We start from the raw sequence: 20645 nt of genomic DNA, 5'->3' as shown, positions 1-20645 counted from the left end.
TTCGGCGTGTCATAAGGGGAGACTAGTTCGCCCTGCAGGAGGGCGACGCGGCCGCGAGTGAATCTCGACTAACCGTTATCGGAGAGTGACCCGACGGGTGCCGCGCTGGAGCGGACGACATCGGTGGATCAGACCGTCGCCGGCCGGGTGCTCATGGTCTCGGCGTCGAAGACCACGCGCTGACGGGTGCGCTCGACGTCGGGGTCCGGCACGGGGATCGCCGACAGCAGCGCCTGCGTGTACGGATGCCTCGGGTTGTCGAACACCTCGTCCACGTCGCCGTGCTCGACGAACTCGCCGAGGTACATCACGGCCACGCGGTCGGCGATGTGGCGCACGACGGACAGGTCGTGCGCGACGAACAGGTATGACAGACCGAGTTTGACCTTGAGTTCCTCGAGGAGGTTGATCACACCTGCCTGTATCGACACGTCCAGCGCCGAGACCGGCTCGTCGAGCACGACGATCTTCGGGTTCGTCGAGAGGGCACGGGCGATGCCGATGCGCTGACGCTGCCCGCCCGAGAAGGCACCGGGGAAGCGATCACGGTGCGCGGGGTTCAGGCCTACCAGATCCATCAGCTCCTGGACGCGTGCCTGCGTCTCCTCCTTGGAAGTGCCGATGGCACGCAACGGCTCCGCGATGATGTCTGAAACGGTCATCCGGGGGTCCAGGGCACCCATCGGGTCCTGGAACACGATCTGGATGTCGCGTCGCAGCCGGCGCTCGACCTTCCGGTCGTGCAGCTCGTTGACGCTGGTGCCGGCGATGACGATGTCGCCTTCCGCCTGCTTCTCGAAGTCCATGATCTGCAGCAGCGTGGTGGTCTTGCCGGAGCCGGACTCGCCGACGATGGCCATGGTCTCGCCCTCACGCACGTCGAAGCTGATGCCCTTCACGGCCTGCACCTCGCCCACCTTGCGCTTGAACAGCGCGCCCTTGAGCAGGGGGAAGGTCTTGACCATGTTGCGCACCTCGAGCGTCACCGGACGCTCTTCACGCGGCCTGCGCGTCAGCTCGCTCTCGGGGATGACGGGCGGCGGGTACACCGGCAGCCCGCCGATGAGCCCATCCGAGTCGATCTGCTCGGCGCGGATGCACGCGGCGAGGTGCGACGGATCGCCGTGCACCGGGGCGAGGTCGGGCTCACGCGTCAGGCAGGCCTCGACGGCGATCGGGCAGCGGGATGCGAACGGGCAGGCATCCGGCAGATCGATCAGCAGCGGCGGGTTGCCCTTGATCGGGATCAGCGGTTCCTTGACCGCCTTGTCGACGCGAGGGATGGCACCGAGCAGGCCGATGGAGTAGGGCATCCGGGTGTTGTGGAACAGCTCATGCGCGCCGGCATGCTCGACGGGCTTGCCCGCGTACATCACCATGACGTCGTCGGCCGTGCGCGCGACCACGCCCATGTCGTGAGTGATCATGATCACCGCGGCGCCGGTCTCGTCCTGTGCCTTCTCGATCAGGTCCAGGATCTGAGCCTGGATGGTCACATCCAGAGCCGTGGTCGGCTCGTCGCAGATGATCAGGCGCGGGTTGTTCGCCATGGCGATGGCGATCACGACCCGCTGGCGCATGCCGCCCGAGAACTCATGCGGGAACGACTTCATCCGTCGTTCCGGGTTGCTGATGCCGACAACGGTGAGCAGCTCGAGCGACCGGTTCCACGCCTCCTGCTTGGAGAGCCCGCGGTGCACGGTCAGCGCCTCGATCAGCTGGTCGCCGACGGTGAAGACGGGGGTGAGCGAGGTGAGCGGGTCCTGGAAGACCATCGCCATGCCGTTGCCGCGGATCATCGACATCTGCTTGTCGCTCTTGCCGAGCAGCTCCTGGCCCTCGAACTGGATCGAGCCGGTGATCTTCGCGTTCTCGTCCAACAGGCCCATGATCGCGAGGGAGGTGACGGACTTGCCCGACCCGGACTCGCCCACGATGCCGAGCGTCTTGCCCGCCTCGAGGTCGAAGGAGACGCCGCGGACGGCGTCCACACGGCCGGCCTCGGAGGCGAAGCTGACCTTGAGGTCGCGGACGGAGAGAACGGTCTTCGAGGTGGGGGTGCTCATGCGCGGCCTCCTGCCGCCGAGGTGGGATCGAGGGCGTCGCGCAGGCCGTCGGCGACGAGCGCCATGGACACGGTGAGAAGCGTCAGGGCGAGCGCCGGGAAGTAGAACAGCCACGGGGCGCTGGTGACGCTCGCCGCGCCGGTGCCGATCAAGGAACCGAGCGAGACGTCAGGCAGCTTCACGCCGAAGCCGATGAACGACAGACCCGTCTCGGTCATGACCGCGCCCACGACGCCGAGGGTGAAGTTGATCACCAGGAGCGAACCGATGTTCGGGATGAGGTGGCGGAGCACGATGCGCATGCCGGGGACACCCATGTAGCGGGCAGCGTCGATGTACTCGCGCTCGCGCAGCGACAGAGCCAGCGTCCAGATGACTCGAGCGGGGAAGAACCAGCTCACGAAGATCATCGCCAGCGAGATCACGCGCCAGTCGCCGCCCGCGCTGTTGGAGATGAGAGCCAGGATCAGGAAGGTCGGCACCACCATGAGGAAGTGGATGAGAAGCAGGGTGAACTGCTCGATGCGACCGCGGAAGTACGCAGCCGCAGTGCCGACGATGGCGGAGAGTGCGGTCACGCCGACGGAGACCGTGACGGCGATCATCAGGGAGCGCTGCAGGCCCACCGCGGTAAGCGTCCAGGTGTCGTTGCCGCCGGTGGTGGTTCCGAACCAGTGCTCCGCCGAGGGGCCGGTGCTGAGGTTCAGGAAATCCTGATCGTCGATCGCGTACGGCGACGTGAGCGGCACGACGATCGAGTAGATCACCATCAGGATGAAGATGATCACGCCGACCACGGCCGGCTTGTTGCGCATGAAGCGCCGCGTGTACAGCGTCCACTTGCTCAGCTGCTTCGCGGGGATGCGCTCGGCCGTCGTGTCAGGGCCGACGGGCGGCTGAACTTCGGGATCGATCATTTCGGTGCTCATGTCAGCTCACCCTCACTCGGGGGTCGAGGACCACGACGGCGATGTCCGCGAGCAGCGCGCCGATGGCTGTCAGCACGGCGCCGAAAGCGGCGACGGCCACCACGCCGTGCACGTCGTTTCCGTTGATGGTGGTCAGGAAGTAGCGACCCATGCCCTGCCAGGCGAAGATCGTCTCGGTCAGAATCGCGCCGGTGAAGATCGCCGGAATGGAGAACGCGACCTGCGTCGCCACGGGGATGAGCGAGGTGCGCAGCGCGTGCCGGCGAATGGCCTGCTGCTTGGTGAGGCCCTTCGCCCGCGCCGTGCGGACATAGTCGGCGGAGATGTTGTCGAGCAGCAGCGTGCGCTGCAGGAAGTGATACTGCGCGTAGCCGATGATCACCAGCGCGATCGTGGGCAGGATCAGGTGCTGCAGCGCGTCGATGATCACCGGGAAGAACCCGGTCACCCCTTCTGAGGAGGACCCTGTCACGTAGAAGACGCGGGTGCCCACCCAGTTGTTGAAGTTGATCGCGAGGATCACCACCGCGAGGCCCGCGACGATGATGTTCACGTTCATGGTGATGATCGAGATGCCCTGCCAGATCCGGTCGCCCAGTTTGTACTGGCGGGATGCGGTGTAGACGCCGATCCAGATGCCGAGGAGAGTGGCGATGATCGTGGCGCCGAGAACCAGCTCGGCGCTGACCCACATGCGGAACCCGACCTGCTCGTTCACCGATCCACCCGTCGGGCTCACGCCCCAGTCCCAGCGCAGCAGGATTCCCGTGAACCAGGTCCACCACCGTTCGATCAGCGGAACGCTCGCATCCAGATTGCGCGGGCGGAGCAGATTCTCAATCTGCTCTGAGCTGAGGGGCGGCTTGCGGCCGACGTAGTTGCTTCGCGGATCGAGGAATGACCAGGCAAGGAGGTAGGTGACATTCGTCGCGACCACGATCATGAGCAGCCAGCCGAGGGTCCGGCGCACGAGATACTTGATCAAGGTGGAGGGTCTTTCTCTTCTACAGCCTGCCCGGGATCTCCGACGCGACGCTGAGTCGGGATGACGTTCTGCGTCATTCCTCTTCAAGCCTACGCCGACACGTGCAGGAGGGCTGTGACGGAGTCATATAGCCGGCGGAACTCAGTCTCACTGGGTCGCCCCGGGCAACTTCGCGAGACTATCACCGGTGCACTCGAATGGGGATTGAGCCGGGCTGAACGTAGACTTGCCTGAACCCTCTCGGACGCACCAAGGACCACATGTCACCCCGCGCTCTCACCCCGCTGTCGCCTGCGGCGACGCCCGCCACGCAGATCCGCAACTTCTGCATCATCGCCCACATCGATCACGGCAAGTCGACCCTGGCCGACCGCATGCTGCAGGTCACGGGCTCGGTGGCGGATCGCGACATGCGCGCCCAGTACCTCGACCGCATGGACATCGAGCGTGAGCGCGGGATCACGATCAAGAGCCAGGCGGTGCGGATGCCCTGGGCCCTTCGACAGGGTCAGGGACCCAGCGAAGAGGTCTTCGCGCTCAACATGATCGACACGCCGGGACACGTGGACTTCACCTACGAGGTGTCCCGTTCCCTGGCTGCGTGCGAGGGAGCGATCCTGCTGGTCGATGCGGCGCAGGGCATCGAGGCGCAGACCCTCGCGAACCTGTACCTGGCCCTCGAGAACGACCTGCACATCATCCCCGTGCTGAACAAGATCGACCTGCCGGCCGCCGATCCAGAGAAGTTCGCCAAGGAGCTCGCCGACCTGATCGGCGGCAGGCCCGAAGACGTGCTGCGCGTCTCGGGCAAGACCGGCGTCGGCGTCGAGGACCTCCTCGACCGCATCGTGCAGGAGATCCCCGCCCCGGTCGGCGACCCGGATGCCCCGGCACGCGCCATGATCTTCGACTCGGTGTACGACTCGTATCGCGGCGTCGTGACCTACGTGCGCATGGTCGACGGCAAGCTGAACCCGCGCGAGCGCATCCAGATGATGTCGACCAAGGCGACCCACGACCTCCTCGAGATCGGCGTCTCCAGCCCTGAGCCGGTTCCCTCGAGTGGGCTCGGTGTGGGTGAGGTGGGCTATCTGATCACCGGCGTGAAGGATGTGCGCCAGTCGAAGGTGGGCGACACCATCACGACGGCTCGGGGAGCCGCGACCGAGGCCCTCGCCGGATACACCGACCCGAAGCCGATGGTCTTCTCGGGCATCTACCCGATCGACGGCAGCGACTACGCCGAGCTGCGTGAGGCGCTCGACAAGCTGAAGCTGTCGGACGCGTCGCTGCAGTACGAGCCCGAGACGTCCGTCGCGCTCGGCTTCGGGTTCCGCTGCGGGTTCCTCGGGCTGCTGCACCTCGAGATCATCACCGAGCGCCTGTCACGCGAGTTCGGACTCGACCTCATCACCACCGCGCCGAGCGTGATCTACGAGGTCGACACCGACACCGGCGAGAAGGTCATCGTCACCAATCCGAGCGAGTACCCGGACGGGCGCGTCGCGTCGGTGTCCGAGCCCATGGTGAAGACCGCGATCCTGCTGCCCAAGGACTACGTCGGCACGGTGATGGAGCTCTGCCAGTCGCGTCGAGGCACGCTGCTGGGCATGGAGTACTTCTCCGAGGAGCGCGTCGAGCTGCGCTACCGCATGCCGCTCGGCGAGATCGTGTTCGACTTCTTCGACCAGCTGAAGTCCAAGACGCAGGGCTACGCGAGCCTGGACTACGAGCCCGACGGGCAGCAGGAGGGCGATCTGGTCAAGGTCGACGTTCTGCTGCAGGGCGACAAGGTCGACGCGTTCAGCGCGATCGTGCACCGTGAGAAGGCCTACGCCTACGGGACGATGATGGCTGAGCGCCTCCGAAAGCTCATCCCTCGGCAGAACTTCGAGGTCCCCATCCAGGCGGCCATCGGCGCGCGCATCATCGCGCGCGAGACCATCCGCGCCCTTCGCAAGGACGTGCTCGCCAAGTGCTACGGCGGTGACATCAGCCGCAAGCGCAAGCTGCTCGAGAAGCAGAAGGAGGGCAAGAAGCGCATGAAGATGGTCGGTCGCGTCGAGGTGCCGCAGGAGGCCTTCATCGCGGCACTGTCGGGCGATGTCGAGACCAAGGACAAGAAGTAGGTCGCTCGGGACGCGGTGTCGTTCGGAGACTGTTCAGACAGGTCGCTTAGGCTGGAGATCATGCGTCGGGGGACTTTCCGAGAAGGCACGGTGGACTATGCCGCGGTGGGTGCGACCCACGCACCCGACCTCATGCAGTACCCGCCGGAACGCAGCATTCCTGCTGAGGCATCCTGGCGTCTGGGCAGCGGTGAGGACCGTTTCCGCACCGCCGGCGAATCGCTGCTGTCGTGGACCGCGCAGCGCGCCGCCGGCCTCGAGCTGCGCGATGTGCGCCCCGCCGCAGGCTCGGCGTACACCGGCGTCAGCTTCGATGCCGAGGGCGCGCCGATCGCCCCGAACCGCACGCAGGTCGAGCAGCGGTTCGCCGCCGACGGGACGCCCTTCGTCGCGCCGGGCATGACCCTCAGGCTGCACGGCCGCGTCAAGGGGATGAAGGCGGATGCCGAGCTGCGCGTGATCTCAGTGACCGAGGAGCGCCGTCGCATCGGCTTCGTGCTCGGCACCGTCGGCGGCTCGGTGGTCAGCGGCGAGGAGTCGTTCGACATCGAATGGCGCGAGGACACCGACGAGGTGTGGTTCACGGTGCGGGCGTTCGACGCCCCGGTGGCCGTGCTGTACCGCCTTCCCGGCATGGTGCGTCGTCGCCGGCGCGAGCTGTTCGCCCTCTACCTGCGCGCGATCTCGCCGCTGTACGCGACCCCGATCTGATGGCGCACGCACTCTGATGGCACGGGCACTCTGATGGCCGGGCCTCTTCCGCTGGGGGATCCAGCGCCGGCCGATGGCCGGCTTCCGAATGACCTCCCGGTCGACCGCTCAATGCCGTTCTCGGCGTACCTGCACGTGCCGTTCTGCCGAGTGCGCTGCGGCTACTGCGACTTCAACACCTACACGGCGACCGAGCTGCGCGGGGCGAAGCAGGACGAGTACGCCGACACGCTGATCCGCGAGATCGCGCTTGCGGGCGCGGTGCTCGGCGAAGCCGGCGGCATCCGCCCGCTCGACACGGTCTTCTTCGGCGGCGGCACGCCCACTCTGCTGCCCGCCGGCGACCTGGCACGGATGCTCGCCGCGGCGACATCGACGTTCGGCATCCGCGACGGCGCGGAGGTGACCGTCGAGGCCAACCCCGACACGGTGACACCCGAGGTGGTGCGGACTCTGGTGGATGCCGGGGTCACCCGCCTCTCCATCGGGATGCAGTCGGCCGTGCCGCATGTGCTGGCCGCTCTCGACCGCACGCACCTGCCCGAGAACGTCCGCACGGCCGTCGACGCCGCGCGCGACGCCGGCCTCGATGTGAGCGTCGACCTCATCTACGGCGCACCGGGGGAGACGCTGGCTGACTGGGAGCAGTCCCTCGACGCGGCTCTCGCCCTGGACCCCGATCACATCTCGGCATACGCCCTGATCATCGAGGACGGCACCAAGCTCGCCAGGCAGATCCGGCGCGGGGAGGTGCCGGCTCCCGACGACGACCTGCAGGCCGACATGTACGAGGCCGCCGATCAGCGGCTCGGCGCCGCGGGTTTCCAGTGGTACGAGGTGAGCAACTGGGCGCGTCCTTCGACAGGCTCAGGAACCCAGGCGTCAAGGGACCACCGCTCGCGCCACAACATGGCGTACTGGCGCGGGTCGGACTGGTGGGGCTTCGGACCCGGAGCGCACAGCCACGTCGCAGGTCTGCGGTGGTGGAACGTCAAGCATCCGGCTGCGTACGCGCAGCGGCTCGCCCTCGGCGAATCACCCGCCGCCGGCCGCGAGCGGCCGGATCTCGAGGCGCGCACGCTCGAGCGCGTGCTGCTGCAGAGCCGTCTCGCCGAGGGGCTGCCGATCGACGACATCGCCGAGGGTCGCCGGGACCGGGTGGCTGAGCTGATCTCGGACGGACTCGTCGATCCGGCTGCGGCTCTGCGACAGCGTCGGGTGCGGCTCACCCTGCGGGGCCGGCTGCTGGCGGATGCCGTGGTGCGCGCACTCACCGGTTAGCGGGCGCGACCCGCACAGCGCCGGCGAGCCGACGGCCAGGTTCGAACGGGTAGGATTGGCACTCGGAACGTTCGAGTGCCAGCGGGAGGGATGATGGTCACACAACGAGGCCTTGAGGTCCTCCGCGCGATCGTGCAGGACTATGTCGCGACGCACGAGCCCGTCGGCAGCAGGTCGATCGTCGAGCGCCACGCGTTCGGCGTCTCCGCGGCGACGATCCGCAACGACATGGCGCAGCTCGAGGACGAAGAGCTCATCACCGCGCCGCACACCTCGTCGGGGCGCGTGCCCACCGACAAGGGATACCGAGTCTTCGTCAACCACCTCGCCCAGGTTCGGCCGCTCTCCGTGCCGCAGCGCACGGCGATCGAATCGTTCCTCGCCGCACCCAGCGACCTCGACGACCTCATGGCGCGCACGGTGCGGGTGCTCACCCAGCTCACCGGCCAGGTCGCCCTCGCCCAGTACCCGTCGTTCGCGCGCGCGAGCATCACCCACGTCGAGCTCGTCGCGCTGGCCCCGAATCGGATGCTGGTCGTGCTGGTCACCGACGCCGGCGGCGTGTCGCAGCGCATCTCGCCGCTGCCCATCGACATCGACGACGCCGACCTGGCGGTGCTGCGCGCTCAGCTCGCCGCGCTCATCACCGGCCGGGCGGTCGGAGAGGCGTCCGAGCGCATCGCATCGGCAATCGACCCGCAGGCCGGGTCCCGCCTGCAGCCGGCGCTGGCGGCACTGGCCGCGGTGATCGCCGAGGAGCTGGCGGAGTTCCGGCAGGAGCGGCTGGTGATGGCGGGTGCGGCCACGCTCGCGCGGCGTGAGCAGGACTTCCGCGGCAGCATCCATCCTCTGCTCGAGGCGATCGAGGAGCAGGTGACCCTGCTGCGGCTGATGAGCGAGATGGTGACCGACGAGCACGGTCTCGCCACGAGCATCGGCACCGAGAACGCCCCGTTCGGGCTCGGCGAGGCATCGATCGTCGCCAGCAACTACGCCGCCCCCGGCGGCACGGCGCGCGTCGGCGTGATGGGGCCGACCCGCATGGACTACCCGAGCAACCTCGCCGCGGCGCGGGCCGTGGCCCGCTACCTGTCGCGGATGCTCGAAGAAGACGAGGCGGCCCGCTGATGCGGGCGGCCACACACACGAACGCACACGAAGAAAGGTGACCGTGGCGGATCACTACGAGGTCCTCGGGGTGTCGAAGGACGCCTCCCAGGATGAGATCAAGAAGGCATACCGCAAGCTCGCGAGGCAGCTGCACCCGGACGTGAACCCGGGGGACGACGCGGCTGAGAAGTTCAAGCTCGTCACGCACGCATACGACGTGCTCAGCGACGAGGACTCCCGGCGCCGCTACGACATGGGCGGCGACCAGAACGGCGGCTTCGGCGGCGGCTTCGGCGGGTTCGGCGACATCTTCGAGACGTTCTTCGGCGCGGCAGGGGGCGCCCGTTCGGCGCGTCCGCGGTCGCGCCGCGAGCGGGGTCAGGATGCCCTGGTGCGCCTCGACCTCGAGCTCGGCGACGTCGTGTTCGGCGTGCACAGGGACATCGAGGTCGACACCGCGGTGCTGTGCGAGACCTGCCACGGCAGCTGCTGCCAACCCGGCACGTCTCCCGTCACCTGCGATGTCTGCGGCGGCAGCGGCCACGTGCAGCGCCAGGTGCGAAGCCTGCTGGGCAACGTCGTCACCTCGCAGCCGTGCGGCACCTGCGAGGGCTACGGCACCGTCATCCCCAACCCGTGCGGGTCGTGCGCCGGCCAGGGCCGCGTGCGGTCCCGCCGCACGGTCGCCCTCGACATCCCCGCCGGCGTCGAGACCGGACTTCGCCTGCAGCTGCCCGGCTCGGGAGAGGTCGGCCGCGCGGGCGGCCCGAACGGCGACCTGTACGTGGAGGTCGCGGTCGCGCCGCATCCGGTCTTCAGCCGGGACGGCGACGATCTGCTGGCGACTCTCGAGGTGGCGATGACGGATGCCATCCTCGGCACCACCACGACCATCGAGGGCCTGGACGGCACGGTCGACCTCGAGCTGCGCGCGGGCGTGCAGTCCGGCGACGTGCTCACTATCGGCGGCCGGGGCATCACGCCCCTGCGCGGATCCCAGCGCGGCGACCTGCGCGTGGGCGTGCAGGTGGTCACTCCGACCAAGCTCGACGGGGCGCAGCGCAAGCTCATCGAGGACTTCGCGAAGAAGGCGAAGGCCCCGGGTCCCAGACTCGCGCAGTTCCAGCAGGGGCTCTTCTCGAAGCTGCGCGACCGCTTCCGCAGCCACTGACCCCCGCACCACAGCCGATCGGAGCCCCATGGCCCTGCACTTCGTCGTACCCGACTGCACCGACGCCGCCATCGGCGAACTCATCCGCCTGACCGGATCGGAGGCGAAGCACGCCTCGGTGGTGCGTCGGGTGCGCGTCGGCGAGACCATCACCATCGGCGATGGGCGCGGCGTGTGGCTCGAGGGCGAGGCTGAGGACGTCACCGCGTCGCAGGTGAGCGTGCGGGTCACGAACCGCCGTGTTCAGGACGGTCCTGAGACGCGCATCGTGCTCGCGCAGGCGCTGGCGAAGGGCGACCGGGACGAGCTGGCTGTGCAGGCCGCGTGCGAGCTGGGCGTCGACGAGATCGTGCCCTGGCAGGCCGCGCGCAGCGTGTCGCGCTGGGAGGGGTCGAAGGCGGCGAAGGGGCGGGAGCGCTGGGCGACGATCGTCCGCGAAGCCGCCAAGCAGGCGCATCGTGCGTGGGTTCCCGACGTGGCGCCCGTGCAGTCCACCGCGGAGCTCGCCGAGCGGGCGGCGGATGCCCGGCTGCTCGTGCTCGATCCGTGGACGCAGACGCCGCTCACCAGCATCCGTCCCGACGGGCGGGACCTCGTGCTCGTGGTCGGGCCGGAGGGCGGGATCGCTCCGGACGAGCTGGAGCGTCTCGAGGCGGCGGGCGCGGAGCGGGTCCGCTTGGGCGATACGGTGCTGCGCACCTCGACGGCGGGCCCCGCGGCGATCGCGGTGCTCTCGGCCAACCTGGGCCGCTGGTGACCCCGCGACAGGCTCAGGGACACAGATAAGCTGGAAGCATGAGCGAACCCTCGATCTTCACCCGCATCCTGAACGGGGAGATCCCCGGTGAGATCCTCGCCGAGACCGACCGCGTGTTCGCGATCCGCGACATCGATCCGCAGGCGCCGCTGCACGTGCTCGTGATCCCCAAGACCGAGCAGTACCGCGACGTCACCGAACTCGCCGCAGGTGACCCCGGGCTGATGGCCGACATGGTGGCCGTCGCCAAGCAGGTCGCCACCAAGCACGCCAACGGCGAGTACCGCCTGATCTTCAACAACGGCGCCAGCGCCGCGCAGTCGGTCTTCCACGTCCACGCGCATGTGCTCGGCAACATCGAGGAGGGCAAGCTCGTTGGCTTCTGACGACAGCGCACGCGCTGACGGCGCACACTCTGACAGCGCACACTCTGACAGCGCACCCCTGGAGAGCGCACCTCCGCGGTTCCCCGCACAGCCCGAGCGCACCGAGCGCATCTTCGCCGACGGCATCGCCATGGTGCAGTTGCTCGGTCCGCAGGACCGCCTGCTGCGGATGCTCGAGAAGCAGCATCCGAGCGTGCAGGTGATGGTGCGAGGCAACGAGATCACGCTCGGCGGATCCACCGCTGATGTCGCCGCGGCCAAGCGCCTCGTCGACGAGCTGATCGAGATGACCCGCTCCGGGCACGATCTCGCGCCCAGCGACGTCGAGCACTCCGCGCGCATCCTGCGCCGCGACGACGGACCACGGCCCAGCGAGGTGCTCGGCGAGGCGATCCTGTCGACTCGCGGCAGGGTCATCCGCCCGAAGACCCTCGGGCAGAAGGAGTACGTCGACGCGATCGAGCAGAACACCATCGTGTTCGGCATCGGACCGGCCGGCACGGGCAAGACCTACCTGGCGATGGCGAAGGCCGTGCAGGCGCTGCAGCGCAAAGAGGTGCAGCGCATCATCCTCACCCGGCCCGCGGTCGAGGCGGGGGAGCGCCTCGGATTTCTGCCCGGGTCGCTGACCGACAAGATCGACCCGTACCTGCGCCCGCTGTACGACGCGCTCAACGAGATGATGGACCCCGAGGTCGTGCCCCGCCTGATGGCGACCGGCACCATCGAGGTGGCGCCTCTCGCCTACATGCGCGGTCGCACGCTCAACGACTCGTTCGTCGTGCTCGACGAGGCGCAGAACACGACTCCCGAGCAGATGAAGATGTTCCTCACGCGTCTCGGGTTCGGCACGAAGATGGTCGTCACCGGCGACATCACCCAGGTCGATCTGCCGCAGGGCGCCTCGGGACTCCGTCTGGTGACCCGGGTGCTCGGCGACATCGACGACATCCACTTCTCGCGGCTGACGAGCGACGATGTCGTGCGGCACTCGCTGGTGGGCCGCATCGTCGATGCGTACAGCGAGTACGACGAGCAGCGCACCGCGGCGCGCGTGGAGCGCGAACAGGCGCATCAGTTCGCGAACCGCGCCGAGCGCCGCAACGGGCAGCCGCAGAAGCCCCGAGACCGCATGCCGAAGCGAGGCCTGAAGTGATCGAGATCAACAACGAATCAGCGATCGCGGTCGACGAGACCGTGCTGCAGCGGCTCACCGACTTCAACCTCGCGCAGCTGAACGTCAGCCCCGACGCCGAGGTCGCGATCGTGCTCGTCGACGAGGGCGCGATGGAGTCGCTGCACGTGCAGTGGATGGACGAGCCGGGGCCCACCGACGTGCTGAGCTTCCCGATGGACGAGCTGCGTCCCGGCAGCCCCGAGAACCCCACGGCTCCCGGCCTGCTCGGCGACATCGTGCTGTGCCCGCAGGTCGCCGAAGCGCAGGCGCAGACCGCCGGACACGCGCTGATGGACGAGCTCATCCTGCTCACCACGCACGGTCTGCTGCACCTGCTCGGCTTCGACCACGCCGAACCCGACGAGGAGCGTGAGATGTTCGGGCTGCAGAAGTCGTTGATCGAGGGCTTCGCGCGCGTCGAACGCGGTCGATGACACCCGCGATACTCCTCGCAGCCGCCGTGCTGCTGGTCGCCTTCGGCGGCCTGATGGCCGCCGTCGATGCCGCCTTCTCGGTCAGCTCGAACAGCGACCTCGAGAACATGTCGGCCGATGGCCGCAACGCCGAGGCGCTGGCGCGCATCGCCGCCGATCCCGCACCGCACGTGAACGCCGTCGCCTTCATGCGCGTGCTCTCCGAGACCACGGCGGCGGTGCTCGTCACCGTCGCGCTCGATGCCCTGCTGCCGAGCATCTGGTGGGCGATGCTGGCGGCCGCCGTGCTGATGACCGGCATCACGTTCGTGCTCGTCGGGTCCAGCCCGCGATCCTTCGGTCGCCTGCACGCGACGACGATGCTGCGAACCTGGGCGCCGGTCGTGCGCGGCATGCGCATCCTGCTCGGGCCGCTCGCCCAGGCTCTCGTCTCCGCCGGCCAGCGCGTGACGCCGGGGACCGGGCGCAGCAGCTTCGCCTCCGAGGAGCAGCTGCTGAGCATGGTCGACGAAGCCGCGTCGAACCTCCTCATCGAAGAGGACGACCGTGACCTGATCCATTCGGTGTTCGACTTCACCGATCAATTCGTGCGCGCGGTGATGGTGCCGCGCACCGAGATGATGACGGTGGATGCCGAGGCGACCACCACCGAGGCGATGGAGCTCTTCCTGCGCACGGGCGTCTCTCGCATGCCGGTGGTCGACGATGACGCGGATGACGTCGTCGGCGTGCTCTATCTCAAAGATCTCGTGCAGTTCGCCTATCGCGACGAGAGCGCGTGGCGCGGGCGGCCGGTGCGGCCGATCGCGCGTCCGGCGGTCTACGTGCCCGAGTCGATGCGCGCCGAGACGCTGCTTCAGCAGATGAAGCGCGACGCCGTGCACGTGTGCATGGTGATCGATGAGCACGGCGGCATCTCCGGGCTCGTCACGCTCGAGGATCTCATCGAGGAGCTGGTCGGCGAGATCGCCGACGAGTACGACCGCCAGCCTGCCGAGGTCGTCGAGCTGCCCGACGGTCGCTACCGCGTCAACTCGCGCCTGGGTCTCGAGGACGTGGGCGACCTGTTCGGGCTCGAGCTCGAAGACGACGACGTGGACTCGATCGGCGGATTGCTGGCGAAGGAACTGGGCCGTATCCCGCAGCCGGGTGCCACGGTGACCGTGCAGGGCCTCGTGCTCACCGGCGGCGCCTCGCGCGGTCGGGGCAGGGGGATCGCCACGGTGTTCGTGGAGCGGGCGCCGGGAGGCTGGGACGATGAACGCGATGGAGGACACGGCGATGGCTGAGCAGACCGGACGAGCAGACCAGGAGAAGGCCCGCAGCGGCTTCGTGACGTTCGTCGGGCGACCGAACGTCGGCAAGTCGACGCTGACGAACGCCCTGGTGGGGGAGAAGATCGCCATCACCAGTGAGAAGCCGCAGACCACGAGGCGCGCGATCCGCGGCATCCTGAACCGGCCCGACGGCCAGCTCGTGATCGTCGACACCCCCGGCATCCACAAGCCCCGCACGCTGCTCGGCGAGCGGCTGAACGACCTGGTCGAGCAGGTGCTCGGCGATGTCGACGTGATCGGCTTCTGCGTTCCGGCCACAGAGAAGGTCGGACCCGGCGACCGCCGCATCGCGGCATCCCTCGACGGCTACTCACGGGCGAAGAAGGTCGCGATCGTGACCAAGACCGACGCCGCCGATAAGGACGCGATCATCGAGCGGCTGATGGAGGTCGACTCGCTGCGCGAGGACTGGGCTGCTGTCATCCCGCTCTCGGCGCTCACCCGCGAGCAGCTCGACGTGCTGGCCGACGAGATGCTGCAGCTGCTGCCGGTGGGCCCACGGCTGTACGAGGACGGCATCGTCACCGACGAGTCGGACGAGGACCGCATCGCCGAGATCATCCGCGAGGCGGCGCTGGAGGGCGTGCGCGACGAGCTGCCGCACTCGATCGCGGTCGTCGTGGACGACATCGCGCCCCGCGAGGACAGCGATCTCACCGATGTCTACGCGTCGATCGTCATCGAGCGCGACAGCCAGAAGGCGATCATCATCGGGCGCAAGGGCGCCCGGCTGCGCGACGTCGGCGCGGTCGCCCGGGAGGACATCGAGGAGCTGCTCGGCACCCGGGTGTTCCTCAAGCTGCATGTGAAGGTTGCGAAGGAATGGCAGCGCGATCCGAAGCAGCTGGGACGTCTCGGGTTCTGAGATGGCCGCGCACTGGGTCGCCCGCGAGTGGGGCTCGCCCGAGCGGTGGAGCTTCGAGCAGTACGAGGTCGCGGCTCCGGATGCCGGGGAGCTGACCATCCGCGTGCGGGCCGCCGGTGTGAATCCGGCCGACGCGAAGCATGTCGCCTCGTCGAGGCCCGGCGTCGACCTGCCCGTGCCGATCGGATACGAGGTCTCGGGCGTGGTCACTGCAGTGGGCCCCGGGACCGACATCGTGACCGGGCCCGTCGCGGTCGGCGACGAGGTCATCGCGTTCCGTGTGAACGGCGGATACGCGACGGAGCTCACCGTGCCGGCGCAGAAGGTGCTGCGCAAGCCCGCCACCCTCAGTCACGCGGAGGCGGCCAACCTGCTGCTCGCGGGTACGACCGCATCCGCCATGCTGCACGCGGTGGATGCGCAGCCGGGGGAGACGCTGCTGCTGCACGCCGCGTCCGGCGCAGTTGGCGTGAGCGTGCTCCAGCAGGCCGCGATGCGGGGCATCCGGGTCATCGGCACCGCCGGCCGTGCGCGCTTCGAGGAAGTGCGCCGCTTCGGCGGCATCCCGGTCGAGTACGGTGACGGGCTGCTGTCGCGCATCCGTGCCGCGATGGCAGATGCCGGCATCGGGGCGATCGACGCCGCCCTCGACGCGGCGGGGACCACCGAGGCGACAGAGACCTCCCTCGCGCTCGTGAGGGATCGCCGACGCATCGTCACGATCGTCGACCCGCGTGCCGCTGCCGAGCACGGGTTCCTGATCAGCGCCGGCTCCGATCCGGACACCGCCCGATACCGTGACGCCGTGCGCATCGAGCTCGTCGAGGCGGCCGAGCGGGGAGAGCTCATCGTGCCCGTCGCCCGCGAGTATCCGCTCGATCAGGCGCCGCAGGCGCTCGCTTTCCTCGCAAAGGGGCATCCGGGCGGAAAGCTCGCGTTGATCCCCTGAATCGCCTCGCGGGTGAGCATCCTGCCAAGCAGGGTGCTAGCATCGATGCATGCCTCTGGGCGGTCTGCTTCTTCTTAGCTGCCGCGACGAGTCCTGACAATCGGGCCTCTCTCGTCGCGGCGCTTGTGTTGGCCTGAGCACGTTTTCTGACGAAGAGAAGCAGCCCCATCATGAAGAACAACCAGAAGCCCACCTCGATGCCGGTGCACAAGTACCGTCCGTTCCACGAGCAGATCCGCATCGATCTCGAAGACCGCACCTGGCCGTCGAAGCGCATCACCGAAGCGCCGCGCTGGTGCGCCGTCGACCTCCGCGACGGAAACCAGGCCCTGATCGACCCGATGTCGCCCGAGCGCAAGCGAGTCATGTTCGAGCTGCTCGTGAGCATGGGCTACAAGGAGATCGAGGTCGGCTTCCCGTCGGCCAGCCAGACCGACTTCGACTTCGTGCGGCAGCTGATCGAAGAGGACCTCATCCCCGACGACGTCACCATCCAGGTGCTGACGCAGTGCCGCGAGCACCTGATCGAGCGCACCTACGAGTCGATCGTCGGGGCCAAGCAGGCCATCGTGCACTTCTACAACTCGACCAGCGTCCTGCAGCGGGAGGTCGTCTTCCGCTCCGACCGCGAGGGTGTCAAGCAGATCGCGTTGGAAGGCGCGCGCCTGTGCCGGCAGTTCGAGAAGCGGATCCCCGACACGCAGGTGTACTACGAGTACTCGCCCGAGAGCTACACCGGCACCGAGCTGGAGTACGCCGTCGAGGTCTGCAACGCCGTGCTCGACGTGCTCGAGCCGACACCCGACCGCAAGGTGATCATCAACCTGCCCGCGACCGTCGAGATGGCGTCGCCCAACGTCTACGCCGACTCCATCGAGTGGATGAACCGTCACCTGGCGCACCGCGAGAACGTGATCCTGTCGCTGCACCCCCACAACGACCGTGGCACGGCGATCGCCGCGGCCGAGCTCGGGTACCTGGCCGGCGCGGACCGCATCGAAGGATGCCTGTTCGGCAACGGCGAGCGCACCGGCAACGTCGACCTGGTGGCGCTGGGCATCAACCTGTTCACGCAGGGCATCGACCCGCAGATCGACTTCAGCGACATCGACCAGGTCAAGCGCACGGTCGAGTACTGCAACCAGCTGCCCGTGCCCGAGCGCAGCCCGTGGGCCGGCGACCTGGTGTTCACGGCGTTCAGCGGATCGCATCAGGATGCGATCAAGAAGGGCTTCGAGGCCATGGCTGCGAAGGCCGCAGAGCAGGGAGTCTCGGTCGACGAGATCGAGTGGGGCGTGCCCTACCTGCCCGTCGACCCCAAGGACCTCGGCCGCTCGTACGAAGCCGTGATCCGCGTCAACTCGCAGTCGGGCAAGGGCGGCGTCGCCTACCTGCTGAAGACCGACCACGCCCTCGACCTGCCGCGCAAGCTGCAGATCGAGTTCTCTGGAGTCGTGCAGGCGAAGACGGATGCCGAGGGCGGCGAGGTCACCAGCGAGCAGATCTGGTCGATCTTCCACGACGAGTACCTGCCCGCCGACGACGACACCGCGAAGTGGGGCCGCTTCGAACTGCTCGGCACCCAGACCCGCAGCGACATGTCGGGCGAGGTCTCGCTCGATGTCGTGCTGCGTGACGGCGAGACGAGCGAGCAGGCATCCGGCCGAGGCAACGGCCCGATCGCGGCCTTCATCGAGGTGCTGCGCGAGCGGGGCTTCGAGATCTCGCTGTACGACTACGTCGAGCACACCCTCTCGACCGGCGGTGACGCGCAGGCGGCCGCCTACGTCGAGCTGCAGGTAGACGACCAGCGGCTGTGGGGCGTCGGCATCGACGGCGACATCTCGACCGCGTCGCTCAAGGCGATCGTCTCGTGCGTGAACCGCTCGATCCGCTCGCGTGAGGCTGCCGGCGAGCTCGTCGCGATCTGACCCGCGCTTCGACAGGCTCAGCGGCCCAGGATCCGAATCGGCCTGGGTCCCTGTCTGGGTCCCTGAGCCTGTCGAAGGGCCGCGCCTGGCGAACTGCGGCTCCGATGATCCCGGTCAGGGCTTGATGATCGGGATCATCCCCGTCTCGGTGGCCACCTTGCGGCGGTAGAGACGGCGCTGCTCCGGAAGCGACACGTCGAACACCACGGCGAGCACCCGGATCACGGCCGTCACGACGATGCCGATCACTGCCGCGAGCGTGATCGAGACGTCGAACGCGTGCAGGATCACGATCGCCGTGCATCCGACCCCCGCTGCGACGGCATAGAGCGAGCCGACGTGCATGATCGCGACGGGCAATCCCATGAGCACGTCGCGCAGCACGCCGCCGCCGACGGCGGCGCACACGCCGATGAAGACGGCGGGGACGGGCGGGATGCCGAACGCGATCGCCTTGCTGACGCCGAAGGCGCCGAACATGCCGATCACGGCGGCATCGAGCACGACGATGAAGGTGTTGATGCGGTTGAAGACGCCGGCGAGCAGCATCCCGAGCAGCGCGGCACCGGCGGCGGTGATGAGGTACCAGTCGTTCTGCAGGGTCGCGGGCGGCTGACCGATCAGCAGATCGCGAATGAGACCTCCGCCCATGCCGATCATGACGCCGATGATCGCGACGCCGAGCCAGTCGAGGCGGCGCTGACCCTGGAAGCCGGAGGCGAACATGGCCCCTTGGATGCCACCGAGCCCGACGCCGAGAAGATCAGCCCACAGCGGGATGGTGAAGAGCGGTTCCGTCACTCGTCCATTCTCTCGTGCCCGGGAGATAATCGTTGAGTGCCCACCTATCGAGACGAAGCGGTGATCCTGCGCACCCACAAGCTGGGCGAGGCCGATCGCATCGTCACGATGCTCTCGCGGCGCAACGGCAAGATCCGCGCGGTCGCGAAGGGCGTGCGGCGCACATCGTCGAAGTTCGGCTCACGACTCGAGCCGTTCATGGTCGCCGACGTGCAGATGTACAAGGGCCGCTCGCTCGACATCGTGCAGCAGGCCGAATCCCTCGGCGCCTATGGAGCAGACATCGCGGTCGACTACGACCGCTTCACGGCTGCGAGTGCGATGGTCGAGACCGCCGACCGGCTCAACGAGGCCGAGGCGACCGCTGAGCAGTACCTGCTGCTCGTCGGCGGACTGCGGTCGCTCTCGCGCGGCGAGCATGCCGCGCGAAGCATCCTGGATTCCTACCTGCTTCGGGTGATGGCTCTGTCGGGCTGGGCGCCGGCCCTCGACGACTGCGCCCGCTGCGGCGCACCGGGACCACACCGGCACTTCGGTGCGCAGCTGGGCGGATCGGTGTGCGATGCGTGCGCCCCTGCGGGCAGCCCGCGGATCTCGTCGTCGGCGCTGTCGCTGCTTCGGGCTCTGATCGGCGGCGACTGGACGATGGTGGATGCTGCCCCCTCCGCCGACATGGCCGCCGCATCCGGCACGGTCGCCGCATACGCCCAGTGGCATCTCGAACGCGGCATCCGCTCGCTCGAGCACGTCACCCACCCGTCGAGCATTGGAGCACGGTGACCCCGAAGCCGTACACGCATAAGGACGCGGTGCCGTTTCGCCCGCTCGACTGGACGGGCAAGACCGCGCCGGCGTTCCCCGCCGTGCCGGAGCACGTGGCGATCGTGATGGACGGCAACGGGCGCTGGGCGAACCGTCGCGGGCTCAACCGTGTCGAGGGGCACAAGGCCGGCGAGGAGGTGCTGCTGGATGTCGTCGCGGGCGCGATCCAGGCGGGCGTCAAGCACCTGTCGGTGTACGCCTTCTCGACGGAGAACTGGGCCCGCTCGCCGGAGGAGGTGCGCTTCCTCATGGGCTACAACCGCGACGTGCTGCATCGCCGGCGCGATCAGCTCAACGAGTGGGGCGTGCGCGTGCGCTGGGCGGGACGCAAGCCCCGTCTGTGGGGGTCTGTCATCAAGGAGCTGCAGTTCGCCGAGCAGCTCACCAAAGACAACGACGTGCTCACCCTCACCATGTGCGTGAACTACGGCGGCCGCGTCGAGCTCGTCGATGCCATGCGGGCGATGGCCGAAGAGGTGAAGGCGGGCCGGATGCGCCCGAGCGCGATCACCGAGAAGCAGATCCGCAAGCACCTGTACGTGCCCGACATGCCCGACGTGGATCTGTTCCTGCGCAGCTCGGGCGAGCAGCGCACCTCGAACTTCCTGCTCTGGCAGGCGGCCTACGCCGAGATGGTCTTCCTCGACACGCTCTGGCCGGACTTCTCCCGCGAGGAGCTGTGGCGGGCGATCGAGATCTACCTGTCGCGCGATCGTCGCTTCGGCGGCGCGGTGGACACGCCTGACGCTTCAGCCTGACGCTTCAGCCTGACGCTTCAGTGTGCTCCTGAGGCTCGTGCCTGCC

General features: G+C 68.3%; 19 protein-coding genes. 15 read left to right on the top strand and 4 right to left on the bottom strand.

Annotation, left to right across the window (positions count from 1 at the left end; translation table 11 throughout):
* Positions 1-128: 128 nt before the first annotated feature.
* The 3 genes from ACIPV2_RS06755 to ACIPV2_RS06745 are packed head-to-tail and all read right to left on the bottom strand — an operon-like array spanning position 129 to position 3980.
* Positions 129-2066 carry a dipeptide ABC transporter ATP-binding protein gene (locus tag ACIPV2_RS06755; RefSeq protein ID WP_400839573.1) on the bottom strand — a complete coding sequence of 646 codons (1938 nt, stop codon included), beginning with the start codon at positions 2064-2066 and terminating at the stop codon, positions 129-131.
* Positions 2063-2995, bottom strand: a complete 933-nt coding sequence (locus ACIPV2_RS06750) for an ABC transporter permease (protein WP_400839571.1) — start codon at positions 2993-2995, stop codon at positions 2063-2065. The genes ACIPV2_RS06755 and ACIPV2_RS06750 overlap by 4 nt, the downstream gene beginning before the upstream one ends.
* A 1-nt stretch (position 2996) precedes the next feature.
* A complete protein-coding gene (locus tag ACIPV2_RS06745) occupies positions 2997-3980 on the bottom strand; it encodes an ABC transporter permease (protein ID WP_101186774.1) in 984 nt (327 codons plus the stop codon).
* Positions 3981-4240: 260 nt separating this feature from the next.
* On the opposite strand from ACIPV2_RS06745, the gene lepA reads away from it, so the two are divergent.
* The 13 genes from lepA to leuA all read left to right on the top strand — a co-directional run bounded on the left by lepA (position 4241) and on the right by leuA (position 18218).
* Positions 4241-6109, top strand: coding sequence for a translation elongation factor 4 (gene lepA, locus ACIPV2_RS06740; protein WP_400839568.1), 1869 nt, complete (start codon positions 4241-4243; stop codon positions 6107-6109).
* A gap of 60 nt (positions 6110-6169) precedes the next feature.
* The gene (locus ACIPV2_RS06735; protein WP_101186772.1) at positions 6170-6820 is read left to right on the top strand and encodes a DUF1990 family protein; all 651 of its coding nucleotides are present in this window, start codon (positions 6170-6172) and stop codon (positions 6818-6820) included.
* Positions 6821-6853: 33 nt separating this feature from the next.
* Positions 6854-8101 (top strand): radical SAM family heme chaperone HemW, encoded by a 1248-nt coding sequence (gene hemW / locus ACIPV2_RS06730; RefSeq protein ID WP_400839566.1) that lies wholly within the window; start codon positions 6854-6856, stop codon positions 8099-8101.
* A gap of 93 nt (positions 8102-8194) precedes the next feature.
* Entirely contained in the window at positions 8195-9229 is a 1035-nt protein-coding gene (hrcA, locus tag ACIPV2_RS06725; protein WP_400839564.1) for a heat-inducible transcriptional repressor HrcA, read from the top strand.
* A gap of 43 nt (positions 9230-9272) precedes the next feature.
* Positions 9273-10382, top strand: coding sequence for a molecular chaperone DnaJ (dnaJ, locus tag ACIPV2_RS06720; protein ID WP_400839562.1), 1110 nt, complete (start codon positions 9273-9275; stop codon positions 10380-10382).
* A gap of 28 nt (positions 10383-10410) precedes the next feature.
* On the top strand, positions 10411-11139 hold the full coding sequence (locus tag ACIPV2_RS06715; protein WP_400839560.1) for a 16S rRNA (uracil(1498)-N(3))-methyltransferase: 729 nt from the start codon (positions 10411-10413) through the stop codon (positions 11137-11139).
* A gap of 38 nt (positions 11140-11177) precedes the next feature.
* Positions 11178-11525, top strand: a complete 348-nt coding sequence (locus tag ACIPV2_RS06710) for an HIT domain-containing protein (protein WP_400839558.1) — start codon at positions 11178-11180, stop codon at positions 11523-11525.
* Positions 11526-11655: 130 nt separating this feature from the next.
* A complete protein-coding gene (locus tag ACIPV2_RS06705; protein WP_400839949.1) occupies positions 11656-12681 on the top strand; it encodes a PhoH family protein in 1026 nt (341 codons plus the stop codon).
* Entirely contained in the window at positions 12678-13136 is a 459-nt protein-coding gene (gene ybeY / locus ACIPV2_RS06700) for an rRNA maturation RNase YbeY (RefSeq protein ID WP_101186767.1), read from the top strand. The genes ACIPV2_RS06705 and ybeY overlap by 4 nt, the downstream gene beginning before the upstream one ends.
* Positions 13133-14425: a hemolysin family protein gene (locus ACIPV2_RS06695; RefSeq protein ID WP_101186766.1), complete on the top strand. Its 1293-nt coding sequence runs from the start codon at positions 13133-13135 to the stop codon at positions 14423-14425. The genes ybeY and ACIPV2_RS06695 overlap by 4 nt, the downstream gene beginning before the upstream one ends.
* Positions 14403-15338, top strand: a complete 936-nt coding sequence (gene era, locus ACIPV2_RS06690; RefSeq protein ID WP_400839947.1) for a GTPase Era — start codon at positions 14403-14405, stop codon at positions 15336-15338. The genes ACIPV2_RS06695 and era overlap by 23 nt, the downstream gene beginning before the upstream one ends.
* Position 15339: 1 nt before the next feature.
* Positions 15340-16287 (top strand): NADP-dependent oxidoreductase, encoded by a 948-nt coding sequence (locus tag ACIPV2_RS06685; protein ID WP_400839557.1) that lies wholly within the window; start codon positions 15340-15342, stop codon positions 16285-16287.
* A 170-nt stretch (positions 16288-16457) separates the two neighbouring features.
* Positions 16458-18218 (top strand): 2-isopropylmalate synthase, encoded by a 1761-nt coding sequence (gene leuA / locus ACIPV2_RS06680; RefSeq protein WP_400839555.1) that lies wholly within the window; start codon positions 16458-16460, stop codon positions 18216-18218.
* Between the two features lie 114 nt (positions 18219-18332).
* Here leuA and ACIPV2_RS06675 read toward each other — a convergent pair whose 3' ends face one another.
* The gene (locus ACIPV2_RS06675) at positions 18333-19019 is read right to left on the bottom strand and encodes a trimeric intracellular cation channel family protein (RefSeq protein WP_400839553.1); all 687 of its coding nucleotides are present in this window, start codon (positions 19017-19019) and stop codon (positions 18333-18335) included.
* A gap of 36 nt (positions 19020-19055) precedes the next feature.
* On the opposite strand from ACIPV2_RS06675, the gene recO reads away from it, so the two are divergent.
* Both recO and ACIPV2_RS06665 read left to right on the top strand, forming a co-directional pair.
* Positions 19056-19799: a DNA repair protein RecO gene (recO, locus tag ACIPV2_RS06670; RefSeq protein ID WP_400839551.1), complete on the top strand. Its 744-nt coding sequence runs from the start codon at positions 19056-19058 to the stop codon at positions 19797-19799.
* On the top strand, positions 19796-20599 hold the full coding sequence (locus ACIPV2_RS06665) for an isoprenyl transferase (protein ID WP_400839550.1): 804 nt from the start codon (positions 19796-19798) through the stop codon (positions 20597-20599). The genes recO and ACIPV2_RS06665 overlap by 4 nt, the downstream gene beginning before the upstream one ends.
* Positions 20600-20645: the final 46 nt, after the last annotated feature.

The organism is Microbacterium sp. NPDC089987 (assembly GCF_044748505.1).
Lineage (GTDB): Bacteria > Actinomycetota > Actinomycetes > Actinomycetales > Microbacteriaceae > Microbacterium.
The sequence above is the reverse complement of the archived record's forward strand: the minus strand, read 5'-3'. Positions and strand labels throughout refer to the sequence as shown.

What these genes read in the sequence shown, in the direction of transcription:
- ACIPV2_RS06755 (WP_400839573.1), bottom strand. Translation starts at nt 2,066, where the DNA reads ATGAGCACCCCCACCTCGAAGACCGTTCTCTCCGTCCGCGACCTCAAG.
- ACIPV2_RS06750 (WP_400839571.1), bottom strand. Translation starts at nt 2,995, where the DNA reads ATGAGCACCGAAATGATCGATCCCGAAGTTCAGCCGCCCGTCGGCCCT.
- lepA (WP_400839568.1), top strand. Translation starts at nt 4,241, where the DNA reads ATGTCACCCCGCGCTCTCACCCCGCTGTCGCCTGCGGCGACGCCCGCC.
- ACIPV2_RS06735 (WP_101186772.1), top strand. Translation starts at nt 6,170, where the DNA reads ATGCGTCGGGGGACTTTCCGAGAAGGCACGGTGGACTATGCCGCGGTG.
- hemW (WP_400839566.1), top strand. Translation starts at nt 6,854, where the DNA reads ATGGCCGGGCCTCTTCCGCTGGGGGATCCAGCGCCGGCCGATGGCCGG.
- hrcA (WP_400839564.1), top strand. Translation starts at nt 8,195, where the DNA reads ATGGTCACACAACGAGGCCTTGAGGTCCTCCGCGCGATCGTGCAGGAC.
- ACIPV2_RS06715 (WP_400839560.1), top strand. Translation starts at nt 10,411, where the DNA reads ATGGCCCTGCACTTCGTCGTACCCGACTGCACCGACGCCGCCATCGGC.
- ACIPV2_RS06710 (WP_400839558.1), top strand. Translation starts at nt 11,178, where the DNA reads ATGAGCGAACCCTCGATCTTCACCCGCATCCTGAACGGGGAGATCCCC.
- ACIPV2_RS06705 (WP_400839949.1), top strand. Translation starts at nt 11,656, where the DNA reads ATGGTGCAGTTGCTCGGTCCGCAGGACCGCCTGCTGCGGATGCTCGAG.
- ACIPV2_RS06695 (WP_101186766.1), top strand. Translation starts at nt 13,133, where the DNA reads ATGACACCCGCGATACTCCTCGCAGCCGCCGTGCTGCTGGTCGCCTTC.
- era (WP_400839947.1), top strand. Translation starts at nt 14,403, where the DNA reads ATGGAGGACACGGCGATGGCTGAGCAGACCGGACGAGCAGACCAGGAG.
- ACIPV2_RS06685 (WP_400839557.1), top strand. Translation starts at nt 15,340, where the DNA reads ATGGCCGCGCACTGGGTCGCCCGCGAGTGGGGCTCGCCCGAGCGGTGG.
- leuA (WP_400839555.1), top strand. Translation starts at nt 16,458, where the DNA reads ATGAAGAACAACCAGAAGCCCACCTCGATGCCGGTGCACAAGTACCGT.